The 14,931-nt window shown below is 60.2% G+C and carries 12 protein-coding genes, 4 tRNA genes and 2 pseudogenes; 6 read left to right on the top strand and 12 right to left on the bottom strand.

Translation table 11 applies throughout. The annotated features are described in order from the left end of the window. Window positions 1–22 precede the first annotated feature (22 nt). The gene (locus tag CD175_RS11670) at window positions 23–430 is read left to right on the top strand and encodes a PA2817 family protein (protein WP_007972361.1); all 408 of its coding nucleotides are present in this window, start codon (window positions 23–25) and stop codon (window positions 428–430) included. Between the two features lie 83 nt (window positions 431–513). Here CD175_RS11670 and CD175_RS11675 read toward each other — a convergent pair whose 3' ends face one another. Next, on the bottom strand, window positions 514–1,512 hold the full coding sequence (locus CD175_RS11675; RefSeq protein WP_104449030.1) for a LysR family transcriptional regulator: 999 nt from the start codon (window positions 1,510–1,512) through the stop codon (window positions 514–516). Window positions 1,513–1,602: 90 nt separating this feature from the next. Between CD175_RS11675 and CD175_RS11680 the strand changes: the two genes are divergently transcribed. Beyond that, window positions 1,603–2,229: an alanyl-tRNA editing protein gene (locus CD175_RS11680; protein WP_104449031.1), complete on the top strand. Its 627-nt coding sequence runs from the start codon at window positions 1,603–1,605 to the stop codon at window positions 2,227–2,229. A gap of 160 nt (window positions 2,230–2,389) precedes the next feature. Here the strand turns inward: CD175_RS11680 and CD175_RS11685 are convergent. From CD175_RS11685 to CD175_RS11700, 4 genes are all read right to left on the bottom strand, one after another. After that, window positions 2,390–2,465, bottom strand: a tRNA-Gly gene (locus CD175_RS11685). 3 nt (window positions 2,466–2,468) lie between these two features. Next, window positions 2,469–2,544, bottom strand: a tRNA-Glu gene (locus tag CD175_RS11690). A gap of 104 nt (window positions 2,545–2,648) precedes the next feature. After that, window positions 2,649–2,724 (bottom strand) — tRNA-Gly (locus CD175_RS11695). Between the two features lie 2 nt (window positions 2,725–2,726). Beyond that, a tRNA-Glu gene (locus CD175_RS11700) sits at window positions 2,727–2,802 on the bottom strand. A gap of 383 nt (window positions 2,803–3,185) precedes the next feature. Between CD175_RS11700 and CD175_RS11705 the strand changes: the two genes are divergently transcribed. Next, the gene (locus CD175_RS11705; protein ID WP_205886331.1) at window positions 3,186–3,944 is read left to right on the top strand and encodes a hypothetical protein; all 759 of its coding nucleotides are present in this window, start codon (window positions 3,186–3,188) and stop codon (window positions 3,942–3,944) included. A 199-nt stretch (window positions 3,945–4,143) separates the two neighbouring features. Here CD175_RS11705 and CD175_RS32085 read toward each other — a convergent pair whose 3' ends face one another. The 4 genes and pseudogenes from CD175_RS32085 to CD175_RS11720 all read right to left on the bottom strand — a co-directional run bounded on the left by CD175_RS32085 (window position 4,144) and on the right by CD175_RS11720 (window position 8,621). After that, window positions 4,144–5,025, bottom strand: a complete 882-nt coding sequence (locus CD175_RS32085) for a methyl-accepting chemotaxis protein (protein ID WP_420832670.1) — start codon at window positions 5,023–5,025, stop codon at window positions 4,144–4,146. Next, window positions 5,002–6,108, bottom strand: a pseudogene (locus tag CD175_RS32090) (HAMP domain-containing protein); the annotation flags it as partial. The pseudogene CD175_RS32090 and the gene CD175_RS32085, both read right to left, overlap by 24 nt. A 108-nt stretch (window positions 6,109–6,216) precedes the next feature. After that, window positions 6,217–7,603, bottom strand: a pseudogene (locus CD175_RS11715) (aminotransferase-like domain-containing protein). 256 nt (window positions 7,604–7,859) lie between these two features. Next, window positions 7,860–8,621: an SDR family oxidoreductase gene (locus CD175_RS11720; RefSeq protein ID WP_104449034.1), complete on the bottom strand. Its 762-nt coding sequence runs from the start codon at window positions 8,619–8,621 to the stop codon at window positions 7,860–7,862. Between the two features lie 236 nt (window positions 8,622–8,857). Between CD175_RS11720 and CD175_RS11725 the strand changes: the two genes are divergently transcribed. Next, complete coding sequence (locus CD175_RS11725; protein ID WP_104449035.1) at window positions 8,858–9,862, top strand: NADP-dependent oxidoreductase; 1,005 nt, start codon at window positions 8,858–8,860, stop codon at window positions 9,860–9,862. Window positions 9,863–9,968: 106 nt separating this feature from the next. Here CD175_RS11725 and pyrF read toward each other — a convergent pair whose 3' ends face one another. After that, on the bottom strand, window positions 9,969–10,667 hold the full coding sequence (gene pyrF, locus CD175_RS11730) for an orotidine-5'-phosphate decarboxylase (RefSeq protein WP_167399521.1): 699 nt from the start codon (window positions 10,665–10,667) through the stop codon (window positions 9,969–9,971). Between the two features lie 296 nt (window positions 10,668–10,963). Between pyrF and CD175_RS11735 the strand changes: the two genes are divergently transcribed. Further along, window positions 10,964–11,722, top strand: coding sequence for a response regulator (locus CD175_RS11735; RefSeq protein ID WP_104449037.1), 759 nt, complete (start codon window positions 10,964–10,966; stop codon window positions 11,720–11,722). Further along, window positions 11,722–12,771, top strand: a complete 1,050-nt coding sequence (locus tag CD175_RS11740; protein ID WP_104449038.1) for a sensor histidine kinase — start codon at window positions 11,722–11,724, stop codon at window positions 12,769–12,771. The genes CD175_RS11735 and CD175_RS11740 overlap by 1 nt, the downstream gene beginning before the upstream one ends. 228 nt (window positions 12,772–12,999) lie before the next feature. On the opposite strand, the gene CD175_RS11750 is transcribed toward CD175_RS11740, so the two are convergent. Beyond that, entirely contained in the window at window positions 13,000–14,055 is a 1,056-nt protein-coding gene (locus CD175_RS11750) for an AI-2E family transporter (RefSeq protein ID WP_104449040.1), read from the bottom strand. A 69-nt stretch (window positions 14,056–14,124) separates the two neighbouring features. Beyond that, window positions 14,125–14,931 (bottom strand): DUF4892 domain-containing protein, encoded by an 807-nt coding sequence (locus CD175_RS11755; RefSeq protein WP_104449041.1) that lies wholly within the window; start codon window positions 14,929–14,931, stop codon window positions 14,125–14,127.

A 14,931-nucleotide genomic window follows, 5' to 3' on the forward strand; every position in this document is an offset into this window, starting at 1 on the left:
TTTGCTCTTGAGGACTTATCTCGTGTCCAACATCGTTGCCGATCATCTCGTTTTACTCGACCACCTGCGCAGCATCCTGGTCGCCGTAGGTGAGGCCGAGCAGGTTCCCGACGAAAGCCATGCCTTGTTCCTTGAGCGCTTCGACGAGCTGCTGGCGTTACTGCCTGTCGACCCGATCGAAAGCCAGTACCTGGGCCAGGACATTCTGTGCCAGGTCATCACTCGCTATCCGCAAATCGCGCACCTGGTGCCGCGCGACCTGCTGTGGTATTTCGCCGGTGACTGCCTGCATTACATGCCCGATGATGAAATCGACCTGTACCAGGCCCTGGAAGAGCGTCGCTTCGAAGCCGAACAGAACGACGAGCCTTTCGACTGGAACCAGGAAAAGCAGCTGCTGGCCTTGTCGAACCAGGACAGCAAGCACTGATCTGCAAAAGATCGCAGCGCTCCTACAAGGTGTCGGATGTACCTGTAGGAGCTGCCGAAGGCTGCGATCCTTTGTTTCGACCTTCAAAACAAGCCGTCACTCTCCGGCAGTTCATACTCCGATGGCGACCAGCCCGGACCATACGACCGACCCGGGTTGCCCAGCGTCGGCTCCTTCGCCAGACACTCCACCAGGTAATCGATCAACACCCGTAGCTTGGGCGGCAGGTACCGGGTTGGCGAATGCAGCAACCAGGCGCCGCCGTGGTAGGACGCCAGAAAGGTCCAGTCCGGCAGCACTTGCACCATCAACCCCTTCTCCAGGGCATGGCGCGCCGTGAAATACGGCAGGCTGCCAATGCCGATGTGCTGCAACACCGCGCCATAACGTACACCGGTGTGATTGGCGGCATATCGCCCGCGCACACCCACGGTTACCGTCTTGCTGCCTTTCTTGAATTTCCAGCGTGCGTCGCTGGGTGTTTCGCCCAGGTAAATGCAACTGTGATTGAGCAAGTCATGGGGATGAGTCGGCGTCCCGTGCTCGGCCAGATACTGCGGAGTGGCGCAGAGCATATGATCGATGGTCAGCAATTGCCGCCCCACCAGACCCGCAGGCGGCCGATCGGTGATGCGAATCGCCAGGTCGACATGATCGTCGATCAAATCGACCTGGCGGTCCTCAAGCAACAGCTCCACATCCACCTTGGGATAACGCCGCAAGAACTCCGGCATGTGCGGGTGAATCACGATTCGGCCCACCGCTTTCGGCACGCTAATACGCACCAGCCCCTCGGGTTCATCGGTGAACTGACCACTGATTTCCATCACTGACCGCGCGGCATTGACCATTTCCTGGCACCGCTTGAACACCTCCTCGCCACCGTCGCTCAGACGCAACTTGCGCGTGGTTCGTTGCAGCAACCGGGTGGCGAGCGCCTTCTCCAGGCGCGAAATGCTCCGACTGACCGCCGAGGGTGAGGAGCCCAACTGACGAGCGGCCTCGGAGAAACTGCCCGTCTCGACAACCTTGACGAAAATCGCCATTTCACCGAGCAGCGGCAGGGGAAGATTTATGCTCACAACGCAACAGTCCTTTGATGTTTGCCCGGATTATCACGTATTTACAGGCTTTCTATAATAGTAACTGATTACCAAATACGAGCCCGGAATATGACGCTGCGCCTTTTTTTCCATAGTGATGAGCTCAAGGCCAACGTGGAAGTCATGGAATGCACCCCCCACGAAAACGAGTTTGCCGTGGTCTTGCGCGCGACCCTGTTCCACCCCCAAGGCGGTGGACAGCCTTGCGACACTGGCTGGATCGGCGAAAGCCAGGTACTGCGCGTGGTTCAGGATCCCGAGCGAATCATTCATTTTGTCGACCAGCCGGTAAAAACCGGAATGACGCCAATCCGCGTCGACGAACAACGCCGGCGGTTCAACACGCGCATGCATTCGGCTGGTCATTTGATCGGCCACTTTGTCCAGGCCATGGGCTGGATGCCGATCAAGGCGCATCACTGGCCCGGTGAAGGCCGTGTGCAATTTCAGCCGGGCAATTCAGCGCAGGACGTCGAGGCCCAGGTCATCGAGCATGGCATCGGGCAGTGGATCGACCACGACCTGCCGCGCCTGACCTCACTGCGCGAAGGCGCCCGGGAAATCGGCTTCGGTGAACTGCCCGCCTACGGTTGTGGTGGTACCCATGTACGCAGCTTGAAGGATTTGGGCGCGGTCACCATCGCCTCCCTTTCGAAGAAAAAAGGCACGCTGTCCGTCCACTATCACGTGGACTGAGCACTGGGCGTTCGTGAGGGGCGCCTGACTCTATCGATGCAAGCATTGCCCGGAACGCAAAAGGCCCGCCCAGTCGTCAGACTGGCGGGCCTTTTTTGCTTTGACCATAAATCAGGGACAAACAAAAACGCCGCTCAATGAGCGGCGTTTTCGTTAAATATGGAGCGGGAAACGAGACTCGAACTCGCGACCCCGACCTTGGCAAGGTCGTGCTCTACCAACTGAGCTATTCCCGCAAATGGCGTCCCCTAGGGGACTCGAACCCCTGTTACCGCCGTGAAAGGGCGGTGTCCTAGGCCACTAGACGAAGGGGACACGCTGCCCGGAACACATGGTGTGTGTTTCGGTGCCCAGATCCGCATCCGAAGACTTGGTTCTGGTTTCACTCAGCCCTGCCCGAAGGCAACGCTGTTTAAAATTGGAGCGGGAAACGAGACTCGAACTCGCGACCCCGACCTTGGCAAGGTCGTGCTCTACCAACTGAGCTATTCCCGCATTGGCGTCCCCTAGGGGACTCGAACCCCTGTTACCGCCGTGAAAGGGCGGTGTCCTAGGCCACTAGACGAAGGGGACACACTACAACATTCACTCCCTGCTTCGTTTCGCTGTGTGCTTTACGCTGCAAGTGGCGCGCATTCTATGGATGGATTGAGAGGTCGTCAACCCCCTGATATAAATTTATTTAAATCAATGACTTCGCCCTGCTTTTAGACGCCATTGCGGTTTTTCCGCTGCCCGGTGTTTGACGCCTATATTCTGGCACCCGCCAAGACGTTATAGTCCTCCAGTGATGGCAATCTGTATATCGCGTGCCACCATTTATAGAAGCGAGGCTGCGGCCGATATAGGCGCAGGCATGTCCGATCCATCCCGTCATACGGGCCTAGGCGCTCAAATGCCAAGCCACTAGACTCGCATGCGTACCCTAAAAAGAGGTCTTACCGGTGACGCCACTCATGATCACCCTGCTAGTTGTAGCCGGGATCGCCCTGTTGATCGCCATTGGCTACATGAACCATGTGGTGGAAAACAACAAGCTGGAAAAGGCCCGTACCAAGATTGAACTCAATGATCGTCTGCGTCGCTGCGGAGAAATCACCGAGACTTTCCCCGGCCAGTTGATGACCCCGGCACTCAAACTGTTGTTGGCCCGCCTGGAACTGAACGTCTGCCAGCGCCTGCTCAACCTGGAAAAATCCAGCGCCAACCTCAAGGCACGGATCGCCGAACTGGAGGCCCTTGTCGGCCAGGGTGAATCGATCCCGGTCAACAATCCGCCGGCACCGATCCAGACCGAAGCCAAGGCCAAGGATGTACGTTTCCTGCTCGAAGCCCTGCACGGGCAAATCACCCGCGCAGCACAGGACGGCTTCCTCCCCCCCAACGAAGCCAAGCGCTGGATTCGTGAAGTGCGCCACATCCTGGTGCTGCTGCACATCGAGTTCTTTAACAACCTCGGCCAGCACTCCCTGCAACAGAATCAGCCGGGGCAGGCTCGACTGGCATTCGAGCGCGGCGTGCAATACCTGCGCAAGCAACAGGAACCACAGGTCTACGCCGAGCAACTGCAATACCTGGAAAAACTCCTGGCCCGCGCCAATGACCAGGTCATGGATCGCATTGCGCCGGTCGAAGGCGAGGTCAACCAATTGACCGAAGGCCTCAAAGACGTCGAAGCTGACGCGGACTGGAAAAAGAAAGTGATCTACGACTGATCAGCGAAAACAGAAAAGCCACCGCAAGGTGGCTTTTTTTTGTTCTTCACGCATTCCTGGGAAACGGTAGGAGCCGGCTTGCCGGCGATGGTCGTTAACGATAACGCGTATGAACCGGATAAACGCGGTGCACTCGAGTCCATCGCCGGCAAGCCGGCTCCTACAGGTATTGCGCTATCCGTGTATCCAGATAATCACTTCAAAGCCTGAAATGCCCCACCATCCCCTTCAGCTCAACCCCCAGTTGCGCCAACTCGATGCTGGAGGCGGCATTGCCCTGCATCGCCAGCGATGATTGATCGGCACTGGCGCGAATACTGGTGACACTGCGGTTGATCTCTTCGGCCACCGAACTCTGTTCCTCGGCCGCCGCGGCGATCTGCTGGTTCATCTGCTGGATCAACGATACCGCCGCCGCAATACTTCCCAGTGCGCTCTCGGTCTGCAAAGCATCGCTGACCGCCAGCTTCACCAACTCACCACTGCTCTGGATCTGCTGCACCGACGACTGCGCCGCCGAGCGCAAAGCGCTGACCAGGCGTTCGATTTCCTCGGTCGATTGCTGGGTTCGCCTGGCCAGCGCACGCACTTCATCGGCCACCACCGCAAAGCCCCTGCCCTGCTCACCCGCCCGGGCCGCCTCGATCGCCGCGTTCAATGCCAGCAGGTTGGTCTGCTCCGCCACGCTTTTGATCACACTCAAGACCGTACCGATGTTCTGGATTTCCGCACTCAGGCTTTCAATGCTCGAACTGGCCGAGTTGGCCGAGTCCGCCAACTGCTCGATCCGCGCCATGCTCTGGCGCACCACCTGCTGACCACTTTCAACCTTGCCGTCAGCCGTTTGCGCCGCCAGGGCTGCTTCCTCTGCGTTGCGCGCGACATCATGCACCGTGGCCGTCATCTGATTCATCGCAGTGGCGACCTGTTCGGTTTCCTCCTTCTGCGTACTGACTTCGAGATTGGTCTGTTCAGTCACTGCCGACAGCGATTGTGCGGAAGTGGCCAACTGCTCGATACCCGACTGCAAGCCGCTGACGATATGGCTGAGCCCCGCGGCCATTTGTTGCATGGCCTGCATCAACTGGCCAATTTCGTCACGACGGGTCACGTCAATGGTTGCACTCAAATCCCCTGAGGCAATCTGCTGCGCCACCTGGATCACACTGCGCAGCGGCGCCACGATCAACCGGGTGATGAACCACGCAGCAACCAGCCCGACCAGCAACGCCAGAGCGGAGGAGCCAAAGATCAGCATCGAGTTCTTTTTCAGTTCGGCCTGCATCGCCTGGTCTTCAGCGACATAAGCCTGATCCACCCGCTCAACCACTTGGGCTGCGCGTTGGTGCAACTGTTGATAAACGGTTTTTTCCTGTTCCAGCAGGCCGGTGTACTCGGCGAGCTTGTCACTGAAACCGGCGATATGACCCGTCACCTCGTTGAGGACGGTCTGGTAACCCTCGTCCTTGACCGTGGTCTTGAGCTGCTCGGCCTGGGCCAATGCCTGACTGGCCTGTTCGATCTTGCCCTGCCCGGCGCTGTCGTCGCCTTTGCGGCTTTGATCCAGGCGTACGCGCGCTTCATTCATGGCTTGCAGCATCAAGCGTGAAACCTGGCTGACCTGACCGGCCTGCTCGATGAACTGTGCACCGTCCTTGCCTTCGGAATCTTTCAGCGTATAAGCGCCGTCATCGGCGAGCCCGGATTGCAATACATCAAGATTATTGGCCACGCTGGACACCGACCAACTGGCCATTTCCAGCGCCAGGTCCTTGGCCTGGGTGAGCGAGACAAACTCGTCGAAGGCCTTGCGATAGGCACCCAAAGACTGTTCGACATCATTCATCACCGGCACATTGGCCGCCGACGCGGCCTTGAGCTGGCCGGCCAGAGCGATCAAGCCATCGACGCCCTCGTGCAAGGCATCGACGGTTTTCGGATTGCCGTGCAAGGCATATTCCTGCTCCAGCAGCCGTACCTTGAGCAAACCGCTGTTGAGCGATGACATTTGCTTGAGCCCGTCGAAGCGCTGACTGATGGTTTGCAGGGACCACACGCCAATGCCCGCCACCAGTGCAGTCAACAACAGCACCAGGACAAACCCGACACCCAGTTTTTTCGCCATACCGAGGTTGGCAAAACGTCCTTGCACGGCCGAATTCATTGCACTTAGTCCCCTGCCAAAGTCTGTAGACGCAGATTCGCAACGGGCCAGTGGCAACACAAGGCTCTGGCGCAGGAATAATGGCAAAAAGCTACGCCAACGTCGCTTTCAGAACGCTTGAGGTCGATCCCGAGCAGTGGCTTGAAAGAACGCACGGGCACGTGGGTCGCAGGCATAGGCCACATTGATACGCTGCCAGTCACTGGCCCCACCCGAGGCGTTAAAGGCGGTCTTCGATGACATCACCACACCCAGACGCCGTGCCCGGGCCAGCACCTGATCGTAGTCGGACATTCGTGATCGCGCCCAGATAAACAGGCCTCCCGCCGGTTTGCCGAAGACTTCCCATTCGGCATCCTCAAGCATTTGCAACGCCGCCAGCCGGTCGTTGTTCAAGCGTTGGCGCTGACGTTGCACCATTTTGCCGTAGGCGCCGTTCGCCAACAGGCACGCCAGCACCGACTCGCAAAACCGTGAGGCGCCCATGCCAGAGATCATCTTGACCTCGGCCAGACGCGTAATGACTGCGCAATCGGCCACCACGAAACCGACCCGCAAGGAACTGCTGAGGGTCTTGGAATAGCTGCCCACGTAGATCACGTTGTCGTCCAGCGCAGCCAGTCGCGTACCGGGACCGCTGCGCAAATCCGCATAAACGTCGTCCTCGATCACCTGCACGCCAAAGGCCCTGGCCAGTTGCAGCACGCGACGCGCCACCCCGGGTGAAAGGTTGCTGCCGGTCGGGTTATGAAAGAAGCTATTGATGAGCAGCCCTTGAGGCCGGTGCTTGACCAACACCGATTCGAGCACGTCCACGTCCGGCCCGCGCGGTGTTCGCGGCACCTCGACCATGTGGATGCCGTGCAGCCTGAGCAGATCGAACAACTCCGGATAACCGGGACTCCTCCACGACCACACAATCACCGGCCTTGAACAGTGTCCGCACAATCAGGTCGAGTCCCTGACTGGCACCCGCGGTGGTCATGATCCGATTGTCCTGTACCGGGATGTCCAGTTGCCTGAGGCGCTTGAGTATCTGTTGCCGCAAGGCTGGCAAACCCAACGGCGTGCTGTAGTTGAACAGACTGGCCGTATCGGTACGACTGACTTGCCGGATCGCGTAGATCAGATCGTCGGTCTCGCGCCAGCTTTCAGGCAGCCCGCCACAGCCGAGCCTCAACTCACCCGACCACGGCCCGTACTCGGGTTCGGCCCCCTCAAACCATGCAGGCTCGTGCCTTGCGTTCGTGACCAATACCGGGTCGGCGACTGTATAGCCGGCCCCATGACCTGACACCAGCATCCCCTGCGTCACCAGGCGTTCACAGGCCTGAACGACGCTTGACTGACTGAGCAAATTGATCCGCGCAATCTGTCGCACCGAAGGCAGGCGCGTACCGGGCGATACCCCGCTGGAATGGAGCCAGCAGGACAGCGCGTCAACAATTTGCTGTACGACGGGCACCAGCGCCTGTCGGTCGATTCTCAACTCCATGAGCAAGCAAACTCCTGTTGATTTTGCCGGAAGCAGTTAATCACAGGAGGGTTCGAAGGCATGTGCGACAACGCCGCCAAAACCATTCGATCTAATTATTTGAAACACATTGCCCAGCCCGGAACCAAAAACTGTGGGAGCGAGCTTGCTCGCGAAAGCGGTGTGTCAGCCGATATTAATTTCGACTGATACGCCCTCTTCGCGAGCAGGCTCGCTCCCACAGGTTGCAACTTTTCCTTGGTAGCGATGCATTGCTTCAGAACGCTGTTACGCCACCGTCCACGGCCAATGAGTGCCCTGTGGTGAAGGCCGCGCCATCGCTGCACAGATACAGCACCGCGCTGGCGATTTCCTCGACCTTGCCGATGCGACCGACCGGGTGCATGGCGTTGGCGAATTCGGCTTTTTTCGGGTCGGCTTCATAAGCGCGACGGAACATGTCGGTGTCGATCACCGCCGGGCACACGGCGTTGACCCGGATCTTTTTCTTGGCGTACTCAATGGCCGCCGATTTGGTCAGGCCGATCACCGCATGTTTGGAGGCTGCGTAGATGCTCATTTTCGGCGCTGCCCCCAGGCCCGCCACCGACGCCGTATTGACGATCGCGCCGCCCCCTTGCGCCAGCAGCAACGGCAACTGGTATTTCATGCACAGCCAGACGCCTTTGACGTTGACGCCCATGATCGCGTCGAACTCGTCGAGCGAACCTTCGGCCAGCTTGCCTTTCTCGATTTCGATGCCGGCATTGTTGAAGGCATAGTCGAGGCGACCGTAAGTATTGATCACCTCCTCCATCAGATTTTTAACATCGCTTTCCAGGGTAACGTTGCAGCGCACGAAGGTCGCCTCGCCACCGGCCGCACGAATCAGCGCCACCGTGCCCTCGCCGCCCGCCGTGTCCATATCGGCCACTACGACCTTAACGCCCTCGGCGGCAAATGCCTGGGCGGTCGCGCGGCCAATACCGGCCGCCCCGCCTGTCACCACAACCACCTGGCCGGAAAACGTCATGCTCATTGTTATGTCCTCGAAGAGAAGTAAGCGGGGAATCGCGCAGGACCAGTCTAGCCATGGAGGTGCTGAACGCGGCAGCACTATCAGGACTCCAGTTGGGCGCCCATGAGTTGTAGTGATGGAACTGCCGTACCAACTATCACTGCACTGGATCAACCTGCATTCGCCGCATCAGCCGAACTTGCGGCATCGGCGCTGACCGGCTATCAACAAAGCTTCATTCATCTTGAGTGCCTGTCATGACCTCCCAGACCAATCGCCAATTCCTGCTCGCCAAACGTCCGGTTGGCGCGGCGACCCGCGAGACATTCACCTACCAGGAAGTACCGGTCGGCGAGCCGGCGGCGGGCCAGATCCTGGTCGAAAACCAATACCTGTCCCTGGACCCGGCCATGCGCGGCTGGATGAACGAGGGCAAGTCCTACATCCCGCCGGTCGGACTCGGCGAAGTCATGCGCGCCTTGGGTGTGGGCAAAGTCATCGCGTCGAACAATCCGGGCTTCGCGGTCGGGGACTACGTAAACGGCGCCCTCGGGGTGCAGGATTTTTTCCTCGGCGAGCCGCGAGGCTTCTACAAGGTCGATCCGAAACTGGCACCGCTGCCACGTTACCTGTCAGCACTGGGCATGACCGGGATGACGGCGTACTTCGCCCTGCTCGACGTCGGCGCGCCGAAGGCCGGTGACACCGTGGTGCTCTCGGGTGCGGCGGGCGCCGTGGGCAGCATTGCCGGGCAGATCGCCAAGATCAAAGGCTGCCGGGTGGTTGGCATCGCCGGCGGCGCGGACAAGTGCAAGTTCCTGATCGATGAACTGGGTTTCGACGGTGCTATCGACTACAAGAGCGAAGACGTCCTCGCCGGCCTCAAGCGCGAGTGCCCGAAAGGTGTCGACGTGTATTTCGATAATGTGGGTGGCGACATTCTCGATGCGGTGTTGAGCCGCCTGAACATGAAGGCGCGGGTGGTGATTTGCGGTGCCATCAGCCAGTACAACAACAAGGAAGCGGTCAAGGGGCCGGCCAATTACCTGTCGCTGCTGGTCAACCGCGCACGCATGGAAGGTTTTGTGGTGATGGACTACGCCGCCCAATACGCCAGCGCCGCCCAGGAAATGGCCGGCTGGATGGCCAAGGGGCAGCTCAAGAGCAAGGAAGACATCGTCGAAGGGCTGGAGACGTTCCCGGAGACGCTGATGAAATTGTTCAACGGCGAGAATTTCGGGAAGCTGGTGCTGAAGGTTTGACGCGGCCCTTGTAGGAGCTGGCTTGCCAGCGATGCAGACACCGCGGTTACTCAGGTAAACCGTGGTGATGCAATCGCCGGCAAGCTGGCTCCTACAGAGTGGGCGGTTACACCAGTTCGGCCACTACATCGGCCAACGCCTTCGCTGGATCCGCCGCCTGGCTGATCGGACGGCCGATCACCAGATAGTCGGAACCGGCATCCAGTGCCTGACGCGGGGTGAGGATACGACGCTGATCGTCCTGGGCACTGCCCGCCGGACGAATCCCTGGGGTCACCAGTTGCAGCGACGGATGTGCCGATTTCAGCGCCTGGGCTTCCAGGGCCGAGCATACCAGGCCGTCCATCCCGGCTTTTTCCGCCAGGGCGGCGAGGCGCAGGACCTGCTCTTGCGGCTCGATGTCCAGACCGATACCCGCCAGATCTTCACGCTCCATGCTGGTCAACACGGTCACGCCAATCAGCAGTGGTTTGGGACCGTTGCGTTGATCCAGCACTTCACGGCACGCGGCCATCATGCGCAGGCCGCCGGAGCAATGTACGTTGACCATCCACACGCCCATTTCCGCAGCGGCCTTGACGGCCATTGCGGTGGTGTTCGGGATGTCGTGGAACTTGAGGTCCAGGAACACTTCGAAACCCTTGTCGCGCAGGGTGCCGACGATTTCCGAAGCGCAGCTGGTGAAGAGTTCTTTACCGACTTTGACCCGGCACAGCTTCGGGTCCAATTGATCGGCCAGCTTCAGTGCGGCGTCACGGGTAGGGAAATCCAGGGCGACGATGATAGGAGTCTGGCAGGCGGACATGAGTGGGCTCTCAGGCAAGTCGAAATCGGCGCGCATTGTAGCGGAACCAGCGCCGCTGCGGGACCCGATGATCGGTAAATCGTCGAGACGGCTCAAGCAAGACTAGCCCCCGAGGCCATTGTGTCGAGTTCGATACACACACGACACGCCCGCAACACCCGGGGCGGCTACCCTCGGCAACCGCAACAGGTCCCTGCAACAGCACTTCCCGCCTCTGGGCCGGACGCCTATGCTGGAACCACAACCTCGCAGCCTATCTTTGTGGTTGGCAGCCTACCTGGCAGATGAACGCACGCATGCACAACACCCAAGCACCCGTGAATGACGACCAAAAGACGCCCGGTGATGACAAACGCTGGAGCATTCGCGCCCTGATCGTCGACGATGACGTGCCGATCCGCGAATTGATGATCGACTACCTGGCCCGGTTCAACATCCACGCCAGCGGCGTCACCGATGGCGCCGCGATGCGCCAGGCGATGCAGGCGGAGCATTTCGACGTGGTGGTACTCGACCTGATGCTGCCAGGCGAAGACGGCCTGTCGCTATGCCGCTGGCTGCGCGCCGAGTCGGATATCCCGATCCTGATGCTCACCGCTCGCTGTGAACCCACCGACCGGATCATCGGCCTCGAACTGGGTGCCGACGACTACATGGCCAAGCCGTTCGAGCCCCGCGAACTGGTGGCACGAATCCAGACCATCCTGCGTCGGGTGCGCGATGACCGCAGCGAACAGCGGGCGAACATTCGCTTCGACAATTGGCGCCTGAACAGCGTGCTGCGGCAACTGATTGCCGACGATGGCCTGGTGGTACCGCTGTCCAATGCCGAATTCCGCCTGCTCTGGGTGTTTATCGAACGTCCGCGCCGGGTGCTCAGCCGTGAACAACTGCTGGATGCCGCCCGCGGTCGTTCGATTGAAGCCTTTGACCGCAGCATCGACCTGCTGGTGTCGCGCCTGCGCCAGAAACTCGGCGACGATCCCAAGGCACCGCAGTTGATCAAGACCGTTCGTGGCGAGGGTTACCTGTTCGATGCCCGAGACATCGGCTGATGCGCGGGCGCTTCGATACCCTGTTCGGCCGCCTCTTTGGCGTGTTGTTGCTGGCGATTATCCTCGCGCACCTGCTGGCCTTTGCCTGGTTTCATCATTACGGTCCGCCAGCGCCGCCGCCTCCACCGGAGTTTTCCGAAGGCCTGGAAGGACCACGCCCGCCACTGGACCCACGCTTCGAGAAGCGGCCGCCACGGCCGTGGTTCGGCGGCCCCCTGGTGCCGCTGACCTTTCAATTGGTCTCGCTGATCATTGCCGCCTGGTACGGCGCCAAACTGCTGAGCCGGCCAATCCAGCGCCTGAGCGACGCAGCCGAGCGCTTGAGCGAAAACCTCGACAGCCCGCCGCTGGAAGAATCGGGACCACGGGAAGCGCGGCTAGCAGCGCACACTTTCAACAAAATGCAGCGGCGCATCCTTGAACAGGTCAAGCAGCGCTCGCGCATGCTCGGCGCCGTGTCCCACGACCTGCGCACGCCGCTGTCGCGCCTCAAGCTGCGGCTGGAGAAAATCAACGACGACAAGCTGCAAGGCCAGATGCGCCAGGACCTCGACGACATGATCAACATGCTCGACGCCACCCTCACCTACCTGCATGAACAACGTACCAGTGAAGCTCCACAGTGGATGGACGTGCAGGCGCTGGTGGAGTCCCTGAGTGAAAATGCCCAGGACCAGGGCGCAGACGTCCGGGCCAGCGGTCACTGTGCCCCGCTGCAAGTGCAGCCGATGGCCCTGCGCTCCTGCATCAACAACCTGATGGACAACGCCCTGCGCTATGCCGGGCAGGCGCTGATCACCCTGGAAGACCATCGTGAACAGCTGGTGATCCGGGTCATCGACCATGGGCCGGGTATTGCCGCCGAACAGCGTGAAGCGGTGTTCGAACCTTTCTTTCGCCTTGAAGGCTCACGCAATCGCAATTCCGGCGGCGTTGGCCTGGGCATGACCATTGCCCGCGAGGCGGCGCAACGAATGGGCGGCCAGTTAACGTTGGAAGAGACGCCAGGTGGCGGCCTGACGGCCGTGATTCGCCTGCCGCGTACCTGATACCCCCACCGGCCCTTCTGTAGGAGCGAGCTTGCTCGCGATGGAGGTCAACGATGATGCGGGGAGCATGACACCCCGCGGTGCTCTCAGTTTTTTCGTCGGAACGCCGCCCGGAGCAAGCTCGCTCCTACAGATGTTTCGTTATCTGTGTTCCCCCGGGATTCCGCGAAGGACCAAAAAAAAGCCCACTACCCCTCAGCGGTTCAATGGACGACGGCCCCTGGAACTTCAGGGCAGGCGATCCTCAGCCCGTGCCTGAGTCTTGCTCCAGTCAATCAACAGGCTATAGGCCACCGCCAGCAATGTCGGGCCGATGAACAGGCCGATAAAGCCAAAGGCAATCAACCCGCCAAACACCCCAAGCAGCACGATGACCAGCGGCAGGTTACCGCCACGGCTGATCAGGTATGGCTTGAGCACGTTGTCGACACCGCTGATAACGAATGTGCCCCAGATGCCGAGGAATATGGCCATTCCGTACTCGCCTTTCCAGGCCAGCCACGCGGTCGCCGGAATCCACACCAGCGGCGGGCCCATCGGGATCAGGCTGAGCATGAAGGTCACGATGCCGAGCACCAGCGCACCCGGTACGCCGGCAATCAGGAACCCGATCAGCGCCAGGATCGCCTGAGCCGCTGCTGTGCCGATCACACCGTTCACCACCCGCTGTACCGTGCCTGCCACCAGTTCAATGTAGTAGCCGGCCCGTTGATCGATCAGCCGTTCCAGCAATGTGTGCACAAACGCCGCCAGGCGCGGTCCGTCACGATAGAAAAAGAACACGAAGACGATGCTCAGGGTCAGTTCGAGAATACCGCCGCCAATCTGCGCGCTGCGCGCCAGCAACCAGTTACCCATCTGCCCCAGATAAGGCTTGAGCGACACCATCATCGCCGCGCCCTGCTCATCGATGCTGTTCCAGAGTCCGACCAGCCGCTCGCCCACCAGGGGAATCGAACCCAGCCAGAGCGGTGCTTCGGGCAGCCCCTCGACCTGTGCATCCTTGATGAATGCGGTGGCATCACGCACGTGATCGGCGAGGTTGAAACCCAGCCACACCAGCGGTGCCGCGACCAGCACCATCCAGCCCAGCGTCAGCAATGCCGCCGCCAGAGACTCGCGGCCATTGAGCCAACGGGTCAGCAAGCGCATCAGCGGCCAACTGGCGAATGCCAGGACTGCGCCCCAGAACATCGCCGACCAGAACGGCGCCATCACCCAGAAGCTCGCGCCGAACAGCACCACGAGCAGGATCTGCACCAACAGGCGATCGTTATTGATCATCGAAAATCCCGAAAATATCAGTCAGCAAAAGAGTAGGCGAACGCAGCGTGCACGCTCGCCCGGTACAGCCTACCGCAATAGCTCGATGTGCAGGCCAGAGCCTTCGGCACTGCCGGTTTCCATTCGCGCGGCACGCACGCCCTGGGCAATCAGTGCCTGACGCCAGGCTTCGGCGTTCGCTCCGGAAATACTGACCCGCAAGGTGGTGTCCAGATTCAGTCCGCGAGAAATCAGGCGCAGCCAGGTCTCGTCAGGTGCGCTGTTGAGCCTGGAAAAATCAAGCTCGCCCGTGCTCTTGAGTTCACGTAGCAAAGTCGCGGAGGTCGGCAACAACTCACCCAGCGGTGCCGAAGCGTCGAACTGCTCGACATGCAGGTAGGCTTTGCGATTACCGCGGGTGATGCTGTACAGCGCGACGAGCGTGTTATCCCGTGGCGCGGCAAGTCGCAGCAGCAAATAGGCTTGTTGATCGTCGGCCCCGTACAGCTTGGCGTTGCCGAAGACTTCATTGGCCCAGAGGCTGCTTTCGCCGCAATCGCGTGCCTGGCACCAAAAGAGCAGCCCGGCGTCCTGCTGTTGCAAAGCCTCGCGGGCAGCGGTGAACGCCTCGATGGATGAATGCTCCGCTGGCAACTCGTAGGTCACCGAAGTGACGTTGCCGCGGGCACTGACCTGACCGTCGAAACGCAACTGGCCACTGATCTTGCGGATCGAGCCCAAGGGATAGATCCGCTCCAGTTCGGCGGCGGGGCGATAGTCGACAATCTGGGCGTCGACCATGCGCGGCACTATCGGCAGGTCCTGACTGCCCGGAACATCGGCGGCGAACAACAAGGGACTGAAACTGCACAGCGCCAGCAAACTGAATGAACGCAT

It is taken from the genome of Pseudomonas laurylsulfatiphila (genome assembly GCF_002934665.1).
GTDB classification, from domain to species: domain Bacteria; phylum Pseudomonadota; class Gammaproteobacteria; order Pseudomonadales; family Pseudomonadaceae; genus Aquipseudomonas; species Aquipseudomonas laurylsulfatiphila.